At 54.6% G+C, this 17187-nt stretch carries 14 protein-coding genes; 8 read left to right on the forward strand and 6 right to left on the reverse strand.

The features are described 5' to 3' along the window. The 3 genes from dnaA to recF form a co-directional block, all read left to right on the forward strand. The coding region (gene dnaA, locus GS646_RS00005; RefSeq protein WP_171188066.1) for a chromosomal replication initiator protein DnaA at nucleotides 1-1386 on the forward strand (1386 nt) is incomplete at its 5' end. Nucleotides 1387-1611: 225 nt separating this feature from the next. Then, on the forward strand, nucleotides 1612-2733 hold the full coding sequence (gene dnaN, locus GS646_RS00010; RefSeq protein ID WP_171188064.1) for a DNA polymerase III subunit beta: 1122 nt from the start codon (nucleotides 1612-1614) through the stop codon (nucleotides 2731-2733). 59 nt (nucleotides 2734-2792) lie between these two features. Beyond that, complete coding sequence (gene recF, locus GS646_RS00015; protein WP_171188063.1) at nucleotides 2793-3890, forward strand: DNA replication/repair protein RecF; 1098 nt, start codon at nucleotides 2793-2795, stop codon at nucleotides 3888-3890. Here the strand turns inward: recF and GS646_RS00020 are convergent. Then, complete coding sequence (locus GS646_RS00020) at nucleotides 3887-4453, reverse strand: carboxymuconolactone decarboxylase family protein (protein WP_171188061.1); 567 nt, start codon at nucleotides 4451-4453, stop codon at nucleotides 3887-3889. The genes recF and GS646_RS00020 overlap by 4 nt on opposite strands. 99 nt (nucleotides 4454-4552) lie before the next feature. Between GS646_RS00020 and GS646_RS00025 the strand changes: the two genes are divergently transcribed. After that, the gene (locus tag GS646_RS00025) at nucleotides 4553-5125 is read left to right on the forward strand and encodes a TetR/AcrR family transcriptional regulator (RefSeq protein ID WP_171105908.1); all 573 of its coding nucleotides are present in this window, start codon (nucleotides 4553-4555) and stop codon (nucleotides 5123-5125) included. Nucleotides 5126-5239: 114 nt separating this feature from the next. Further along, complete coding sequence (gene gyrB / locus GS646_RS00030) at nucleotides 5240-7657, forward strand: DNA topoisomerase (ATP-hydrolyzing) subunit B (protein WP_171096492.1); 2418 nt, start codon at nucleotides 5240-5242, stop codon at nucleotides 7655-7657. Between the two features lie 407 nt (nucleotides 7658-8064). On the opposite strand, the gene GS646_RS00035 is transcribed toward gyrB, so the two are convergent. From GS646_RS00035 to GS646_RS00045, 3 genes are all read right to left on the reverse strand, one after another. Beyond that, nucleotides 8065-8367, reverse strand: a complete 303-nt coding sequence (locus GS646_RS00035) for an antibiotic biosynthesis monooxygenase (protein WP_216600505.1) — start codon at nucleotides 8365-8367, stop codon at nucleotides 8065-8067. A 63-nt stretch (nucleotides 8368-8430) separates the two neighbouring features. Beyond that, on the reverse strand, nucleotides 8431-9201 hold the full coding sequence (locus tag GS646_RS00040; RefSeq protein ID WP_170556200.1) for a nuclear transport factor 2 family protein: 771 nt from the start codon (nucleotides 9199-9201) through the stop codon (nucleotides 8431-8433). Further along, nucleotides 9198-10031 (reverse strand): VOC family protein, encoded by an 834-nt coding sequence (locus tag GS646_RS00045; RefSeq protein WP_171648596.1) that lies wholly within the window; start codon nucleotides 10029-10031, stop codon nucleotides 9198-9200. The genes GS646_RS00040 and GS646_RS00045 overlap by 4 nt, the downstream gene beginning before the upstream one ends. Before the next feature lie 104 nt (nucleotides 10032-10135). Here GS646_RS00045 and GS646_RS00050 point away from each other — a divergent pair, with 104 nt between their 5' ends. Next, nucleotides 10136-11017 (forward strand): LysR family transcriptional regulator, encoded by an 882-nt coding sequence (locus GS646_RS00050; protein ID WP_170556202.1) that lies wholly within the window; start codon nucleotides 10136-10138, stop codon nucleotides 11015-11017. 460 nt (nucleotides 11018-11477) lie between these two features. Here the strand turns inward: GS646_RS00050 and GS646_RS00055 are convergent, their stop codons facing one another. Further along, nucleotides 11478-11999 carry a hypothetical protein gene (locus GS646_RS00055; RefSeq protein ID WP_170556203.1) on the reverse strand — a complete coding sequence of 174 codons (522 nt, stop codon included), beginning with the start codon at nucleotides 11997-11999 and terminating at the stop codon, nucleotides 11478-11480. A 914-nt stretch (nucleotides 12000-12913) separates the two neighbouring features. Beyond that, the gene (locus tag GS646_RS00060) at nucleotides 12914-13936 is read right to left on the reverse strand and encodes an AraC family transcriptional regulator (RefSeq protein ID WP_171679248.1); all 1023 of its coding nucleotides are present in this window, start codon (nucleotides 13934-13936) and stop codon (nucleotides 12914-12916) included. Between the two features lie 96 nt (nucleotides 13937-14032). Here GS646_RS00060 and GS646_RS00065 point away from each other — a divergent pair, with 96 nt between their 5' ends. Next, the gene (locus tag GS646_RS00065) at nucleotides 14033-15544 is read left to right on the forward strand and encodes a DUF1214 domain-containing protein (protein WP_216600506.1); all 1512 of its coding nucleotides are present in this window, start codon (nucleotides 14033-14035) and stop codon (nucleotides 15542-15544) included. A 34-nt stretch (nucleotides 15545-15578) separates the two neighbouring features. Next, nucleotides 15579-17072 carry a DUF1254 domain-containing protein gene (locus GS646_RS00070; protein ID WP_171648600.1) on the forward strand — a complete coding sequence of 498 codons (1494 nt, stop codon included), beginning with the start codon at nucleotides 15579-15581 and terminating at the stop codon, nucleotides 17070-17072. Nucleotides 17073-17187: the final 115 nt, after the last annotated feature.

Below are 17187 nucleotides of genomic sequence, written 5' to 3' on the forward strand. Positions count from 1 at the left end.
ATGACACAAGAGAAATGGGGACTACTGCGTAACAAATTGCTGAAGGCCGTCGGTCGGAATAACTACACCACCTGGATTGAGCCTTTGGAATTTAAAGAGCTGCAAAACGGTGTGGCGGTTTTTTCCGTGCCGACCAATTTTATGGGCAACTACGTCAGCCAGAACTTTGCAGACCTCATATTGTATGAATTGAACACGGCAGGGGAAACTGTGCAGCGGCTGGATTTTCGGGTTCCCGCGAACTCGCCCGCGCGTCCGAAACCTGCTGTACAAGCTGCTCCTGAGGTGCGTGCAGATCCTGTTGCCGCGCCTGTGACAGAGGTTGCGCAGGATGCGCTCGAGTCTTTGCAGGCTGCGCCGTTGGACACCCGTTTTACGTTTGACAGTTTTGTTGTCGGCAAACCCAACGAACTGGCACATGCCGCTGCGCGCCGTGTGTCCGAAGGTGGTCCGGTCACATTCAACCCGCTGGTGCTGTATGGCGGTGTGGGCTTGGGCAAAACCCACCTGATGCACGCCATCGCGTGGGAATTGAAAACCAAGCATCCTGAGCTGAACGTGCTCTACCTGTCCGCCGAACAATTCATGTACCGTTTTGTTCAGGCCCTACGCGAACGCCGGATGATGGATTTCAAACACCTGTTCCGGTCGGTTGACGTGCTGATGGTGGATGACGTGCAATTCATCGCAGGCAAGGATTCAACCCAGGAGGAATTCTTCCACACCTTCAATGCGCTGGTGGATCAGAACAAGCAGATCATCATTTCCGCCGACCGCGCCCCGGGTGAGATCAAGGATCTGGAAGACCGTGTGAAATCGCGTCTTCAATGCGGTCTGGTCGTCGACCTGCATCCGACCGATTACGAGCTGCGCCTGGGCATTCTGCAGAACAAGGTGCAGCAGTACAGCAGCACCTATCCTGATCTGGAGATTGCTGACGGTGTACTTGAGTTTCTGGCCCACCGCATCTCGACCAATGTCCGCGTTCTGGAAGGCGCTTTGACCCGTCTGTTCGCCTTCGCATCGCTGGTGGGCCGCGAAATCGATATGGAGCTGACACAGGATTGTCTGGCTGATGTGCTGCGCGCGTCGGAACGCAAAATAAGCGTTGAAGAGATTCAGCGGAAAGTGTCCGAGTACTATAATATCCGTCTGTCTGACATCATCGGCCCCAAACGTCTGCGGTCATACGCGCGTCCGCGTCAGGTTGCGATGTATCTGTGCAAGCAGCTCACCAGCCGTTCGCTGCCCGAAATTGGCCGCCGTTTTGGCGGGCGCGACCACACAACTGTCATGCATGGCGTGAAGCGTATCGAAGAGCTGAAGCTGACCGACGGTCAGATCGCTGAAGATGTGGAAATGCTGCGGCGATCGCTGGAAGCCTGATCTGAGCATTTCATGAAGCAAACGCCCCGGAACTTTGCGTCCGGGGTGTTTTCTTGTGCGCATTAATCCACGGTTGGACCAGAACTGAGGCTTGTTGGGCACGATGCCCTTGACGCTAAGGGCTTTCCAACCCAGAAATCCGTAAAAAATCCTTGTGCCTCAGGGTGGAACCGCTAACGTGCCAGTCCCGCCCATGTCGGTACGCAAGTCAGAGGAACTGAGGGTATGAAGATCAGCATTGAACGCGGCACCCTTCTCAAGGCCGTTTCGCAGGCCCAATCCGTTGTGGAACGGCGCAACACCATACCCATACTTGCGAATGTTTTGATTGAGGCCGAGGGCGATGTGGCCCAATTCCGCGCCACTGATCTGGACATCGAAGTGGTCGACAAAGCGCCTGCGCAGGTCGAGAAAGCCGGGGCGACCACGGTTGCAGCGACCACTTTGCATGAAATCGTACGCAAGCTGCCGGATGGGGCGCTGGTAACGCTGACCGCAGACAGTGCCGCAGGCCGGTTGACCGTCGAGGCGGGCCGGTCAAATTTCTCGTTGGCAACGCTGCCAAAAGAGGATTTTCCGGTTATGGCGTCCTCGGAATATCAGTCGAATTTCACCGCGTCTGCCGCGCTGCTGCGCCGGCTGTTCGACAAATCGAAATTCGCCATCTCGACGGAAGAGACGCGGTACTATCTGAACGGTGTCTATATGCATGTCGCTGACAGCTCGGATGGCGGTAAAGTGCTGCGTTGCGTTGCCACCGATGGCCACCGTCTGGCGCGTATTGATGCGGACCTGCCTGAAGGGGCCGCAGATATGCCTGGTGTGATCGTGCCACGCAAAACAGTAGGCGAGCTGCGCAAGCTGCTGGACGACGATGAAATGGATATCGCCGTTTCGGTCAGCGAAACCAAGGTACGTTTTGCCACGCCGGATATCACCCTGACCTCGAAGGTCATCGACGGCACCTTCCCCGATTACACACGCGTCATCCCGCAAGGGAACACCCGCAAGCTTGAGGTCGATGCTGCCGAGTTTGCGCAGGCCGTAGACCGGGTCGCGACAGTGTCGTCCGAACGGTCGCGTGCGGTAAAGCTGCAATTGGATGGCGACAAGTTGGTCCTTTCGGTCAATGCTCCGGATAGTGGTGCGGCTGAAGAAGAACTGGCCGTCGCCTATGGGGATGAACGGTTGGAGATCGGGTTCAACGCCAAGTATCTGCTGGAGATTGCGTCTCAGGTCGATCGTGAGAATGCTGTGTTCCTGTTCAACTCGGCAGGTGATCCGACCCTGATGCGTGAAGGCAATGATCAAAGCGCGGTTTATGTTGTGATGCCGATGCGCGTCTGATCGCGCTGACGCGCGACGCCTCCGGCGGGAGTATTTTTGAAAAGATGAAGGGAGGGGTCATGGGATTGGCCCTGACCGAGCTTACGGTCTCGCATTTTCGGTCTCATAAGCTGGCGCGCCTGTCGCTGGACGGGAGGCCGGTTGCGATTCACGGGCCCAACGGGGCGGGCAAGACCAACATTCTGGAAGCAGTTTCTTTGTTTTCGCCCGGTCGTGGGATGCGGCGGGCAAGCGCGGCCGAAATGACACGTCGGCCCGAGGCGTTGGGGTGGAAGCTGTCGGGGATATTGGATGCGCAGGGCCAGCGTTACGAGGTGGAAACCTGGTCCGAGGGTGGCGCGGCGCGGCAGGTTCGGATTGACGAAAAGACCTCGAGCCAGATCGAGCTGGGGAAACTGGCGCGGGTTGTTTGGCTGATCCCTTCGATGGACCGGCTTTGGATTGAAGGAGCCGAAGGGCGACGGCGATTTCTGGACCGTATCGCGCTGAGTTTTGACCCAGCCCATGCCGAAGCGTCTTTGACTTATGAAAAAGCTATGCGCGAGCGGAACCGTTTGCTGAAAGAGCAGGCGCGGGATGCCCATTGGTATGCGGCCCTGGAGGGTCAGATGGCGGAGTCCGGGCATCGCATACATGCCGCTCGCGTTGCGGCGCTGGATTATTTGCGCGCCGCGCAGGATCGGGCGGAGACGGCTTTTCCGTCAGCTGAGTTGGAATTGGTCCAGACAGAAGGTGCGATGCCTCAGACAGCAGAGGATCTGCGTGACGCCTTGAACGAGAGTCGCTTCCGGGATCTGGCGGCGGGCCGGACTTTGGTAGGGCCGCATCGGTCAGACCTGTATGGGGTGTTCGCTGCAAAGGGCGTTCCGGCCAAGGATTGTTCGACCGGCGAGCAGAAGGCGTTGCTTGTGTCTTTGATTTTGTCGAACGCGCGGGCGCTGGCAGAGATGGTTGGGGCACCTCCGATTGTTCTGTTGGACGAAGTGGCCGCCCATCTGGACGCAGATCGGCGCGCGGCGCTTTATGACGAAATTTGCGCTCTGGGGGCTCAGGCCTGGATGACGGGCACCGGGCCTGAGTTGTTTGCTGAATTGGGGGACCGGGCCCAGACGGTGGTTGTCACCGAAAGCGATGAGGGCTCGGTCGTGACCGCTTAGGCTAGTTCGCTGACTTTACGTTCCCACAGGAAGCCGCGCATAACCTCGTCGACCGGTGTCTTGGCCATGTGGTTGACGTAGTTCGACATTGTTTTCTGAGCCAAGCCCAGCACCACATCCAGAACCGCGCGGTGCGAATATCCCGCGTCGAAAAACGCCTGCAACTGCTCCTCGGTCGGGTTGCCGCGTGTTTCCATCACTTGCAGAGTGAAGGTGCGCAGTGCCTCGAGCTTGGCCGAAGGCAGCGGAGTTTCATTGCGCAGCGCCTCGGTGATTTCGTCCGAGACTTTCATCATCTTGGCGATACCGGTGTGCGCTGGCACGCAGTAGTGACATTCATTTTCTACGTTGATGGTCTGCCAAACAACGGTTTTCTCATCATTGTCGAAATCGGTTTGCAAGAAGAGGCCATGCAGAACCTGATAACCTTCCAGGTGCTGCGGGCTTTCGGCCATCACCTTGTGCAAACCGGGCAAGCGACCAAACGCGGCCTGTGATTTTTCGAGAAGAGGTTTGGACCCTTCAGGGGCGGATTCGAGGTCGTGCGACGGAAAATTGGCCATGTCGGAACTCCTGTTTTGGCGCGATGAGTCGTATTTAGGGTTTATTGAGCGATCACTCAAGTATATATTTGAGTGAACGTTCAAGAATTGGTGATGTTGATGCCTCGGAAACCCGCATATGATCGTGATGCTCTGATTGCTAAAGCAAAGGACATCTTCTGGCGTCAGGGCTGGGCCGGGACGTCGCTGAAGGATCTGGAGCGGGAATTGAAACTAAAGCCCGGCAGTTTTTATGCGGCATTCGGCTCGAAGGACGCGCTCTATGCGCTGACAATGGAAAGCTACACACGGGAAGGCGTGGCACGCCTAAAGGCTTTGGCTGAAAAGTTGGGGCCAAAAGGGGCGTTGAAAGCGCAGCCCCGTTTGGTGATCGAAGCGGTCGAGAACCCGACGAAAGCCTGCATGTTGGCAAAGACATATGCGGAGTTGCAGGCGAAAGATCACGACCTTGCGGATCAGGCCGCGCGGCACATGACTGAGATGAAAGCGTGTTTTGCCGAGCTGTTCCGAAGCGCTCAGAATGCTGGTGAAATCCGGTCTGAACATGACCCGGATCGACTGGCGGCGCGGTATCAGTCGGACATTCTTGGATTGCGATTGTCTGCTGAGCGCGAGGATGTCGACGCAGATGAAATCGCTGCGGACATCGCCGCTGACATTGATCGCTTGTGAGCCTGTAACCAGCAGGCAAAAAACGACCCTCGCAAACACAAAATCTTGGGGGATCGCGTGACATTCCCCACCAGAAAACGTATAAGTTACCAAAATAATATAGGTACTGACTGAATGTCCGAAGACGCACAGGCTCCTCAAGAATACGGCGCAGATTCCATCAAGGTTCTCAAAGGGTTGGAGGCTGTTCGAAAGCGCCCCGGCATGTATATCGGGGACACGGATGATGGCTCTGGTCTGCACCACATGGTGTATGAGGTGGTCGACAACGGGATCGATGAAGCCTTGGCGGGTCATGCTGACCATGTAACCGTAAAAATCCATGCGGATTCCAGCGTCTCGGTCAGTGATAACGGGCGCGGAATTCCGGTCGATATTCACCCGGAAGAAGGTGTTTCAGCGGCTGAAGTCATTATGACCCAACTGCACGCGGGCGGTAAGTTCGACAGCAATTCCTACAAGGTGTCGGGCGGTCTGCACGGCGTGGGTGTTTCGGTCGTGAACGCCCTGTCCGATTGGCTGGAATTGCGCATCTGGCGTGCGGGCAAGGAACATGTCGCGCGCTTTGAGGGCGGCGAAACGGCTGAACATCTGAAGGTCGTGGGTGAATGCGGCGATCGCACCGGGACCGAGGTGCGGTTTCTGGCCTCGACCAACACGTTTTCGAACCTCGAGTACTCGTTTGAAACGCTGGAAAAGCGCCTGCGCGAGTTGGCCTTCCTGAACTCAGGCGTGCGGATCATCCTGATTGATGAACGCCCTGCTGAGCGGTTGGAAACCGAGTTGTTTTATGAAGGCGGCGTCAAGGAATTCGTCAAGTATCTCGACCGGTCCAAGACCCCGGCCATGCCCGAGCCGATCTATATCAAGGGCGAGCGTGACGACATCGGCGTTGAAATCGCGATGTGGTGGAATGACAGCTACCATGAGACGGTGCTGCCCTTTACCAACAACATCCCGCAGCGGGATGGTGGCACGCATGTCGCCGGTTTCCGGGGTGCTTTGACACGGACGATCAACAACTATGCGCAGTCCAGCGGGATCGCAAAGAAGGAAAAGGTCAGCTTTACAGGTGACGACGCGCGTGAGGGCCTGACCTGCGTGCTGTCGGTGAAAGTGCCTGACCCAAAATTCTCATCCCAAACCAAGGACAAGCTGGTCTCGTCCGAGGTGCGACCTGCGGTCGAAGGTTTGATGAACGAAAAACTGGCCGAATGGTTTGAAGAAAACCCCAATGAAGCCAAGGGTATCGTCGGCAAGATCATCGAGGCCGCTCTGGCCCGTGAGGCTGCCCGAAAGGCCCGTGAACTGACCCGCCGCAAGACGGCGATGGATGTGAACTATCTGGCCGGTAAGCTGAAAGATTGTTCCGAGAAAGACCCGTCCAAAACCGAAGTCTTCCTGGTCGAGGGGGACTCGGCAGGTGGTTCCGCGCAAACAGGTCGGGATCGTCTGACACAAGCTGTTCTGCCCTTGCGCGGGAAAATCCTGAACGTGGAACGCGCGCGGTTTGATCGAATGCTGTCGTCGCAGGAAATTGGCAACCTGGTGATGGCGCTGGGCACTGGTATTGGCCGCGATGAGTTCAACATCGAAAAGCTGCGCTACCACAAGATCGTCATCATGACCGATGCCGACGTGGACGGTGCACACATCCGGACGCTGCTGCTGACCTTCTTCTATCGGCAAATGCCGGAACTGATCGAGGGTGGGTATCTCTATATCGCACAGCCACCACTATACAAGGTTTCGCGTGGTAAATCAGAGGTTTACCTGAAGGATCAGGCGGCGCTGGACGACTATCTGATCAATCAGGGCGTCGAAGGGGCCGTGTTGAAGCTTGGCTCGGGTGAAGAAATCATCGGCCAAGACCTCACGCGGGTTGTGGACGAAGCGCGCCAGTTGAAACGTGTTCTGGACGCGTTCCCGACGCATTACCCGCGTCACATTCTGGAACAGGCTGCCGTCGCGGGGGCTTTCGTGCCGGGTGCGGTTGATGCCGACCTGCAAGGCGTGGCCGACAAGGTTGCTGCCCGTCTTGACCTGATCGCGCTGGAATATGAACGCGGCTGGCAGGGCCGGATTACGCAGGATCACGGCATCCGTCTGGCCCGCATCTTGCGCGGTGTGGAAGAGGTCCGCACTTTGGACGGCCCCATGCTGCGCTCGGGTGAGGCGCGCAAGACCGGCAGTTTCACTCAAAGCCTGCAAGAGGTGTATAACACGCCAGCGACGCTGATCCGCCGTGACCGATCTCAGGTTATCCACGGCCCTCTGGACCTGCTGCGTGCCATTTTGGAAGAGGGCGAAAAGGGCTTGTCGCTGCAACGCTACAAAGGCCTCGGTGAGATGAACCCAGACCAGCTGTGGGAAACAACGCTTGACCCGGACGCCCGCACGCTGTTGCAGGTGCGCGTCGATGACATGGTCGAGGCAGATGATCTGTTCACCAAGCTCATGGGCGACGTTGTCGAGCCGCGTCGGGAGTTCATCCAGAAAAACGCCCTGAGCGTGGAGAATCTTGATTTCTGACCGGTTGTAGGTGCGCCCATAGCTTTGCATTTCGCCCAAAGAATTGCATTTTTGGCCCAAAGCTTTGGGCGCATTAACCTTCAACTTTCTTGGTTCGAGGCTCCATATCTTCGGGTCTCATTCTTTGCCTGTTTCGCGCCATCGCCGTATTGCCGGGGAAGGTTTTCGGATGGCCGCTTCCAGCCCAAACCGGACATTCGATACGAGAATTGTAAGCGCCCGAGAAGCGCAAAGAAGCCGGTTTGAGCTATGGAAAACTACAAGCCAAGCGCTGAAAAGAGCTAGAGCCGAATGATGAACTGACCAATTCTGCTAGCCAGACAATCTGATAGCTCCGGAACTCTGCATTACATCGGACAACAAAGCACCCATGATTGCCACGGGTGCTTTCGTTGGTTTGGGAATGCTCACCGCGCCAGTTCGTAGCGGGTCATCGACATTGTAGTTGCGTCGATCATGTTCATGAACTTCTCGGCTGCCGGGGCAGAGGCAAAGCTGTCCATGGACGCCTGCGCTGCCTCTGCGCTTTCCCAATTGACGACGACCGCCCATTTGCCATCTGCGAACGCAGCTTGCCGGGAGATGAAGCCGGGCTGTTTACTAACGTGCTCGTTCTCAATGGCCCTATCGACTGGTTCGAACTCCTGAGCTGTGATCCCTGCGGCAAGATCCATTGTCACAATCTCAATTACGCCAGCATCTTGAGCCATTGCCGTACTTCCTAGCTTCGTCATCATTAGGGTGACCAGGAATGCTTTCATATTGGCACCCGATCAGAACTTGCCGTTGTCATGGGCCATTTCAGCAGGGATCTCTGCGATCACGTCCCAATGCTCAACGATCTTGCCGTCTTCGACGCGGAATAGGTCATAGAAGGCAGTCGGCTCATCGGCAAACTTACCCTCAGAGGCGGTGAAGACAAAGTTGCCCTCGGCCACAACAATGTGGACATCCGAGTAGATCATTTGGATGCCTTGCTCGGCCATGCCTGCAAGTGCCGCACCCAAACCGTCCAGACCGTCAGCAATGTTGCTGTTGTGCTGGATGTAGGTCTCCGTGGACAGGAATTCGGTTATCCGGTCAACGTCGCCATCCTTCAGGATAGTGTTCACAAAGTCTGTGACCAGCGCCTTGTTCTCAGCAGTCTTATCCAGATCGGTTATCTCAGTCGGACCATCGGTCTGAGTGTGTCCCGAAGGGTTTGGCGGTGTGAGCGGTGTCAGGTTGTCCCAGTGTTCCGCAACCTTTCCATCCTCGACGCGGAAGACATCAAAGCCAACCAAGGTGTCTGCGCCAAACGCCTGGGCGTTGTTATAGGTCGTATGCAGGACGACCATATCGCCCTCCGTGATCACCCGGTGGATGTCCACCTCGATCCCGCTTTCCTTGAGACCGGGGATTAACCCGAGGATCGGGGCGGCACCTGTGGGGACAGCAGGGTTGTGCTGAATATAGTCATTTGCCAGCAGTTGTTCGGCGGCGGTTGCGTCGAAGTTGACGAAAATGGCGGCTACAGCCTCCAATACGAGTTCTTTAGGTGTCATCGTTGTAGTCCTCTCTTGGTTTGATTTGACGACATTCTCGCGGCGCCGGCTTGCGCCGAGGTGATTGTGAATTCTGTGCCCCACGGATCGACCTTGTGGCCGGGCGTGAGATCTGCCGGGTCAGCCAACAGTTCAACACTTGTGAGACCAGTGGCCCCAGCAGAGCGCGAGCCTGCCCCCTTTGATTGCCAAGCATTCGCCGCAAGATGGTGATGGTAGCCACCGGACCCGAACCAGCGGGCTGAGGGCAGCTCAAATGTCTGAACCATACTCAGCTCGTCAGTAACGAACTTGGCTGCCTTGCCGACATCACCGACACGTAAATGAACGTGTCCGATGACTGTGCCTGGCGGTGCGCATTGCCACTGTGTGGCATCTACCGTTAGTGATTTCAGGTCGAGCGGGTGCGTTGTCATGTGGATGGTATCGCCTTGGCGTTTCCACGCTTCGCGAGGCAGATCACGATAGATTTCGATGCCGTTTCCTTCGGGATCGTTCAGATACAGCGCCTCGCTGACACCGTGGTGGGATGCGCCATCCAGGCGAACACCACGCTCATCCGCGTAGATCAGCCATGCGCCGAGGTCTTGTTTGGACGGCAACAGAAATGCGGTGTGAAACAGCCCCGCCTCTTTAGGAAAGGGTCTAGCGTTTCGGTCCTGGCGCAACTCGATCAGCGTTCCGGCCTCGGTGCCGAGGAAGGCGCTTTCACCGTTGCGTTCGATCAGGCCGAGGCCAATCACGTCTTCATAGAAGGTGGCGGTCTTATCCAGATCGCGCACCGTCAGGGCGACCTGACTTATTGAGATGGGGGCGTCTGACGTTGCCATGTTCTTTTCTCCTGCGATTCAGCTTGAGAGGAACTTAGCGATGGTCTTTTCTCCATGAAATGGCGATAAGAGCGAGTGTGTATCGCGCAAATGGAGACAATGATATGGACCGGATCGACGGGATGCAGAGCTTCGTGGCTGTTGTGGAATCCGGTTCTTTTGCCGCCGCCGGACAACGGCTTGGCATTTCAAACAAGCTGGTCAGCAAACGTGTGGCCCAGCTCGAAAACATGGTTGGGCTGAATCTTCTCCATCGCACCACCAGGTCTATGTCGTTGACCCACGAGGGGGAGCGATATCTGGAAGGAGCGCGACGGGTGCTGGCTGAATTGGAGCAGTTGGAGACTGAGTTTGACGCTTCAGAGGGCTTGAAGGGCATCGTTCGTGTGGCTGCGCCCCTTACCTATGGCGACACGGCGGTGGCTAAAGCAGCAAGCCGTTTCGTAGAGCAACACCCGGACGTCACAGTCGAATTGGACTTGTCGGATCATTATGCCGATCTGGCCAAGGGCGGTTTCGATATCGCAATACGGATCGGCGCGCTCAGTGACTCCAGTTTGGTCGTTCGCAAGCTCGGTGAAACGCATATGAAAGTCGTCGCGACTCCTTCCTACCTTGAAGAACATGGCGCACCTTCACATCCTGCGGAACTCTCGGACCACATTTGCATTCGAGATGCGAACAACCCCGATCCAAACCGCTGGCCATTCCAGATCGAAGGGCAAACCGTGCAGGTGCCTGTCTCTGGCCCATTTCTGGCAAACAGTCCTCCCGCCTGCCTCGTACCGACGCGTGCCGGGAGCGGCATCTTCATATGCCCAGATGTGTTTTTGGGGGACGACCTTGAAACCGGACGTCTTGTGCAACTCTTTCCGGAGTTCCATTCCCGCACTTTGCCGATCCAAAGCGTGCAGTTACCTTCGGCCTTTCGAAAGCCGCGTGTAAGGGCCTTTGTGGAGTTTATGCGTGAAGAGATTCGGGCGTAGGTCGGCTCGAAAGTGACCATTCGTGCAGTGTGCAGCATTTGGTAGGTATGGGCTCAAGTCAGTCATCTGAGTCGTTAAGTCAGATGACGGCTTAGGAACGGATAGCGGTCATTGTTGGTGGTCATTCCGAGAAATTTCGCCTGAACGTCTGCATTGAACGGCGCTGGACGTTCTTTGAAATCTGCTGAACGGCAGAGTTTCGGTCAAAGCAGACACGGGCAATAATAGACCGCGTTGCCTTGTTTGAGTATCGCACTCGATCTTGCCACTCACTCGGATAAACCAAAATTCGTTGCTTTCCAGACAACGCCCGCACCAGTTTTGGCTGGCTAACCATAAGCTTGATGCTTGAGGCGAAAAGACAAAAAATTACTAACAAGTGACCCCGCAATCTGCGGGGCCACTAATGGTTTGACAAAAAGGCAACTCAACTTTCTTTGAAGTTGAGCAACGGCCTAAGCTAGCTGGCAAGTGCTAGGTTGCATTTACGACCTTCTTCCATAGCCTTCTTCGTACCGGTTAGGTCCACAATGAAATTTGCAGACTTCTTTGGAAATGCGATCAAGGTCTGACCTTCGGCCACGGCAGTCGCCATATTTGCGTCCTTTACAACGATATAGCCACCTGAGTAGTTATCCGCTAGCTTCTTGCTTTTTATGCCTTTTGCACGACCTTCATACACGAAGTCGTCAATTGCTATTTCTATTTTTTGACGGTTTTTGATGTCGATGTCAGCTTGCGTGAATACTCCCAAGTAACCGTGTTTTTGGTTTTTGGTTAGACCCATTTGCATGACGTTCCCGCTCTCGAAGACTTTTTCTATCAGGCATGTACCAGAGTCGTTGTCAGCATAAACCGTCCAGCCTTCAACCTCACTGTAAATCTCGAAGTTATCGCTACTTGCCGGAACCGGGTCTTTGGCAGCGGCGACAGTTGCATAAGCGGAGATTGCCACGGCGGCAAAAATGGCAGCATATTTCATGTATTCCTCCCAATAAGACGATGCGTCGCGAAGCTACCCACAACGCGACAAAAGCAAATATTTCGATGTGAACTTATTTCAACGTGTGAAAGCGTTTTCTGCAAACAACTGCTGGAAAAGCACTGCGGAACGTCGGTGAACACCTATAGCCTGAATAGCTCGCAAGCTCTTCTTTCAAAATACAAATCTTTTGTAAGAGTTTTGATCCAAACTCATGATGGCTTCGTACCTATCATACCCCTAACTGCTACCCACGGTCGTCTCCCATCCCATGAACGACCGTGGGTTTTTTCGCCAATTTCATTGGTTCGTGTCTGGAAATGACTAGGGGCTGCGCCCAAAACAGCACTACAAAAGCTCGTCGCTGCATTTGCAGAAGTATTTTCCATCTCGTGGATGCTTTTTGAGTGATTGTTTGGAATAGCTCCAAAAAAGTGTCAACCAACATAAGCAACCAAACAATTCTAAGAAGGTGCTCGGGAAACTCGCGACCAAAGCTCTCCATCTCGAGGGGTGTGCGCATTGCATGCTCCGACTTTTTAAGCAGTTGGACCTATCAAATATCCAAGTTGGATACATAAACAGAGCAAGCATCGAAATATCAGAATGTTTCCCGTAGTGAGTGCGGGCATCATTTGAGTACCTAGCACTTTCCTACAGCCCCGCGTTGAACCTATCCCAGGGTAATCGACGCGGGGCATCTGATAAAACCACCTCCGCAAGCAAATACTCTGTAACTTTGTCATTGTTCCAACGCACACTGTTTCTTGATCCTAAAAGAAAACATAAAAAGTGATCGAACTAGGTTAGCTTCCTGCCCTACTCGGACTGGACGCGGTTACTCGTCGCATCCAACCTTAACTTAAATTTGTGAGCAATGCAGACGCCAACGGCTTGATTTTGCAGACGACCATTCAAGTATGACCGGAGTTCATCTTGCGATAGTCAGAGGGCGTCAGTCCCGTCACCTTCCTAAATGCGCGGCTGAAATTATTTGCGGTTTCATATCCTAGCATGGAGGAGATGCTGGAGACTGTCTCGCGCGTATCTGTGAGGAGTTCCTCGGCCCTTGCTACCCTGACATCGTTGACGATTTCGCGAAAACGAACCCCTTCGCCTGCTAACTTCCGCTGTAGTGTGCGAATGCCAAGATCGAGCGAACGCGCGGTGGCATCAATCGACATTTCCTCCCGATGAAGTTGTTGCCAAACCACTTCCTCGACTTGTCCTCTAAGTGTTTGAGGTGGGCCGCCCAATCGTTCGCGAGAAATATCTCCGACAGTTGTCGAGCCGCTGCTAAGTTTTTTGGGCGTGGCTTCGGCTCGCAAAGCCGATGCTTCAAACTCAACCCCAAGCCGGGTGGCGTTCCAGATTACAGGACAAGCGTAGGTGTCTTCTGCCTCGACAAATCCAGGAATCTTCGGGAAGTCCAAGAGCACGGCCGATGGTTTCCAGTCGGTTCCTAAATACGCGCAGAATATGCTCAGAAAAACCCCAACGGCCGAGAAACCGATGTCCGGATACGCGAAATGCGAGCGAAGTCCAAAACGATAACAGTAGCGCGCTCTTGTGCCCGAAGTTTCTAGCCACGCGCGATCCGTGGACGAATGAAATGGCATGACGGCAGAAGCTCGTATTAGCGCTGCCCCCAGCGTTGGAGCAGAAAGAACGTAACTCCCCCAAGCGCCATAGTCAGCGACAGTGAGATACGGTGACCACAACAATCCGATGTTTTGTTGTCCCGTGGATCGTGCGGCTTCGTGCACAAAGGTCGCCAAGGCATGCTCCGAGATGTAACCGCCTCTTTCCTCAATGAAGTGAACAGGAAGATCGGCAGAGTCAAAAGCACGCAGCAGGCGTCTTTCCCCAGCGGCCTCAAGCACGAACTGGGGCATCGCGCCCAAGGCCTTGGCCGAAATCATCGGTGGTAGGTTCAATCCGTCAACCCGCTTGTTCGCCCGCGTGTCGTGAAATGATACGCATCGGCTGAACGGATGTGCAAGCTTTCCCTAAACAGCTGGGAGCATTGCAATATGAAAATACTTCGGCCACTACACGGCGGTTTTTCGATGCACTTTTTGGGAATGGTGCTCGGCGCAGGTATTTCTGCTTCACCAGTTTTCTCACAGTCCTTCAACGACACGGGCGACATCCTTGCACGATCAGCCGAGGTCGAGGACATCGAGTACAAGATTATGGTGCAGCGTGCCACCCAGACGGCCATCTGGGGAATGCCTGCCGCCGGTATGATCGATTTCCTCAAGGGCATTCGTCGCGACCTCGGTGGCGACTACAACGACATCATTTATCTCAATAAGCCGTTCGATTCCAAACATGGGTTTCTTACAGCTAACGACGTTACGGCCTATGCTTGGGCTTCAATGACCTCGGAACCCGGTCCCCTTGTCATTGAAGTGCCCGCTGCCACCGACAAGGTGAACTACTTCGGTACAATCGTGAATGCTTGGGATGTTCCTATCGTGGACGTTGGTCCCGATGGTTTCGATGAAGGTGCCGGCGGCAAGTACCTCATGCTACCCCCAGGCTACGAAGGGGATATGTCCCTGGAGGAATTAACTGAGGCGGGATACCTTCCCTTTGAAACAGATACCTACGAATATGGTTTTTCGTTCCGGCCAAAACTGACGAATGGCGGAACGGACGCCGATGCGGCCGAGTACGCTCAGACGATCAAGGTGTACTACCTGTCTGAGGCCGACAATCCGCCACCCAACAACTATCTCGAAGCGTCAGAAGTGCCGTACGACTCGCTTCCATACTACAACGAGACATTCTTTCAGGACTTGAACGATTACGTTCAAAACAACCCTGTCAGACCACAAGACAAGGTCATGATAAATTTCCTGAAGGATCTCGGGATCCAAAAGGGAAAACCTTTCGAGCCATCGGAAATTCAGATGCAAGCTATGAATGAGGGTTTGTTGTTGGCGTATGCCTCAATGCAGAACTACTTTGTAACGCCCGGCAAAGCCATGATCCCGCTCTGGGTCGACGATAGCGGCGAGATGAAGAGCCAGTGGCTGATATGGGACTTTGCCGAAGGTCAACCCGAGGCAGGATTCCCGTATGAGACTGAGACAGAGGTACTTGTGGATGCGCGTGCGGGCGGCAGCTACTTCTGGATCACGTACCTGCCGAAACAACTCGGTGGCGGTACATTTTATCTGACGGGCCTTCGCGACAGCGACGGTGAAATGTACGACCACAATCAGACTTACAGACTGAACGTCCCAGCGGACACACCTGCCGACGATTTCTGGTCCGTGATTGTTTATTCGATGGAGACCAAGAGCTTCATTCGGAACGTTGATCCTGTCGGTTTGTCCCAGCGCGACACTGATGCGATGCAGGCTAATGAAGACGGTTCTTACGACGTCTTTTTTGGACCAGAAGCACCGGAAGGCATGGAAAGCAACTGGATACCAACCACAGAGCCGTACTTCCTTTTGTTTCGTCTATATGGGCCGCAAGAAGGATGGCTGGAGAGTGGCTGGATGCTGGGCGATCTTGAAAAAGTAAACTGATCAAAACAAACAGAAATTCCCAATGGAGTGAACAATGAAAACAAAGTCGTTAGCTGTGCTGACTGCCCTGGTACTCGCATCGCATTCTTCAGCCCAAGAATTCAAAGCCGACGTGCCTGAGAATGTTCTTACACCAGACAAGGTCGAAACTCAGACGCTTGGTGATCTGGAATTCTTCGATGGTATGCCATCACCTGAGACGGTGGAGAAAGTCTTCGACAACCTTGATCTGATCAGAGCAACGACGGCTTTCCTGGATGGCATGAAGATCGCTTCGCTTCGAGCGATGTTCCAAGCTTACGAAGATCTTGGAGTGGAGCCAAACGAAGTTGTCATTGCAGAAGATTTGCTTGATGCTCGTTCCATTTGGCTGACACCCAATACAACGACGATCTACACCGGTTCGAACGTTGACATATCTGAGGGTCCGATGGTGATTGAGGTGCCGCCCGGGTTGCTTGGCCTTTTGGACGATGCGGCATTCGAATATGTGACGGACATTGGTGCGCTTGGCGCTGACAAAGGCGAAGGCGGCAAATACCTTCTTCTTCACAAAGACGATGAAACGCCTGTGCCAGAAGGGTACTTTGAGCTGCGCACAAAGACCTACGAGCACTGGCTCATCCTTCGCAGGCAGCCCGGGCCAGATGGCGATACGGCTGGGCCTGTTGCTGAGATCAAAGCAGGTTTGAATATCTATCCGCTTAGCGAAGCGGATAACCCGCCTGTTGAAACCTTCTTGAATATCTCTGGTGTCCAACACAACACTGTTCACGCAAACAACGAAGACTTCTTTGAAGAGATCCATGTTGCACTCGAAAACAATCCAATAGGCGCTTTCAATCCGGAGATCGTAGGCACGTTCGCTTCCATAGGGATCAAGAAAGGCGAGCCCTTTGAGCCCGATGCCCGTATGCAGGGCATATTTAAGGAGGCAGCAGCAATCGCAAACGCCACGGCGCGAGCGATCACGTATGCCTCGCGCGATCCAGGAGTGTTCTTTTATGACGACCGGCAATGGAACTCACCGTTCCAACGCCAGAGCTATCTTTTTCTCGAGGACGGCGCGCGCATCCTCGATGATCGGTCGTACTTTTTCTATATGGCAACGGGCATAACGCCTGCGATGACCTCGCCACCGGTCGGGACGGGGTCTGTCTATGCGATGACAGCGCGAGACAGCAACGGACAGTACCTTGACGGCTCAAAAACCTATAAGGTAACGCTACCGGCGCCGGTTCCCGCCAAAAATTTTGCGTCGTTTATGTTGTATAGCGGACAGACTCGGTCAATCCTTGAAACTGACCAGCAATCCGGTGGTATCGACTCTAATAGACCGGGGATAAAACAGAACGAGGATGGGAGTACCAGCATCTATTTTGGTCCAGAAGCCCCAGAAGGTTGGGAGAACAACTGGGCGCAAACCATGCCCGGGCAAAGCTTCAACGTGATGATGCGCCTCTACGGCCCGCTCGAGCCTTGGTTCGACAAGACCTGGCGTCCCGGTGATCTGGAACTGGTAGAATAAAACGACAACCGCGACTATCGGGCGACGCTACTTTTTGGCGTCGTCTGACATTTTTTCGGTGTCCGCTTTGGGCTCGATGCGGCCATTCTTTGCGGCAAGCATGGTTGGCGGGTCG

This window comes from Ruegeria sp. HKCCD4315, assembly GCF_013112245.1.
GTDB lineage: Bacteria > Pseudomonadota > Alphaproteobacteria > Rhodobacterales > Rhodobacteraceae > Ruegeria.

Coding starts and splice junctions, on each gene's coding strand:
- dnaN (WP_171188064.1), top strand. CDS start 1,612: ATGAAGATCAGCATTGAACGCGGCACCCTTCTCAAGGCCGTTTCGCAG.
- recF (WP_171188063.1), top strand. CDS start 2,793: ATGGGATTGGCCCTGACCGAGCTTACGGTCTCGCATTTTCGGTCTCAT.
- GS646_RS00020 (WP_171188061.1), bottom strand. CDS start 4,453: ATGGCCAATTTTCCGTCGCACGACCTCGAATCCGCCCCTGAAGGGTCC.
- GS646_RS00025 (WP_171105908.1), top strand. CDS start 4,553: ATGCCTCGGAAACCCGCATATGATCGTGATGCTCTGATTGCTAAAGCA.
- gyrB (WP_171096492.1), top strand. CDS start 5,240: ATGTCCGAAGACGCACAGGCTCCTCAAGAATACGGCGCAGATTCCATC.
- GS646_RS00035 (WP_216600505.1), bottom strand. CDS start 8,367: ATGGCTCAAGATGCTGGCGTAATTGAGATTGTGACAATGGATCTTGCC.
- GS646_RS00040 (WP_170556200.1), bottom strand. CDS start 9,201: ATGACACCTAAAGAACTCGTATTGGAGGCTGTAGCCGCCATTTTCGTC.
- GS646_RS00045 (WP_171648596.1), bottom strand. CDS start 10,031: ATGGCAACGTCAGACGCCCCCATCTCAATAAGTCAGGTCGCCCTGACG.
- GS646_RS00050 (WP_170556202.1), top strand. CDS start 10,136: ATGGACCGGATCGACGGGATGCAGAGCTTCGTGGCTGTTGTGGAATCC.
- GS646_RS00055 (WP_170556203.1), bottom strand. CDS start 11,999: ATGAAATATGCTGCCATTTTTGCCGCCGTGGCAATCTCCGCTTATGCA.
- GS646_RS00065 (WP_216600506.1), top strand. CDS start 14,033: ATGAAAATACTTCGGCCACTACACGGCGGTTTTTCGATGCACTTTTTG.
- GS646_RS00070 (WP_171648600.1), top strand. CDS start 15,579: ATGAAAACAAAGTCGTTAGCTGTGCTGACTGCCCTGGTACTCGCATCG.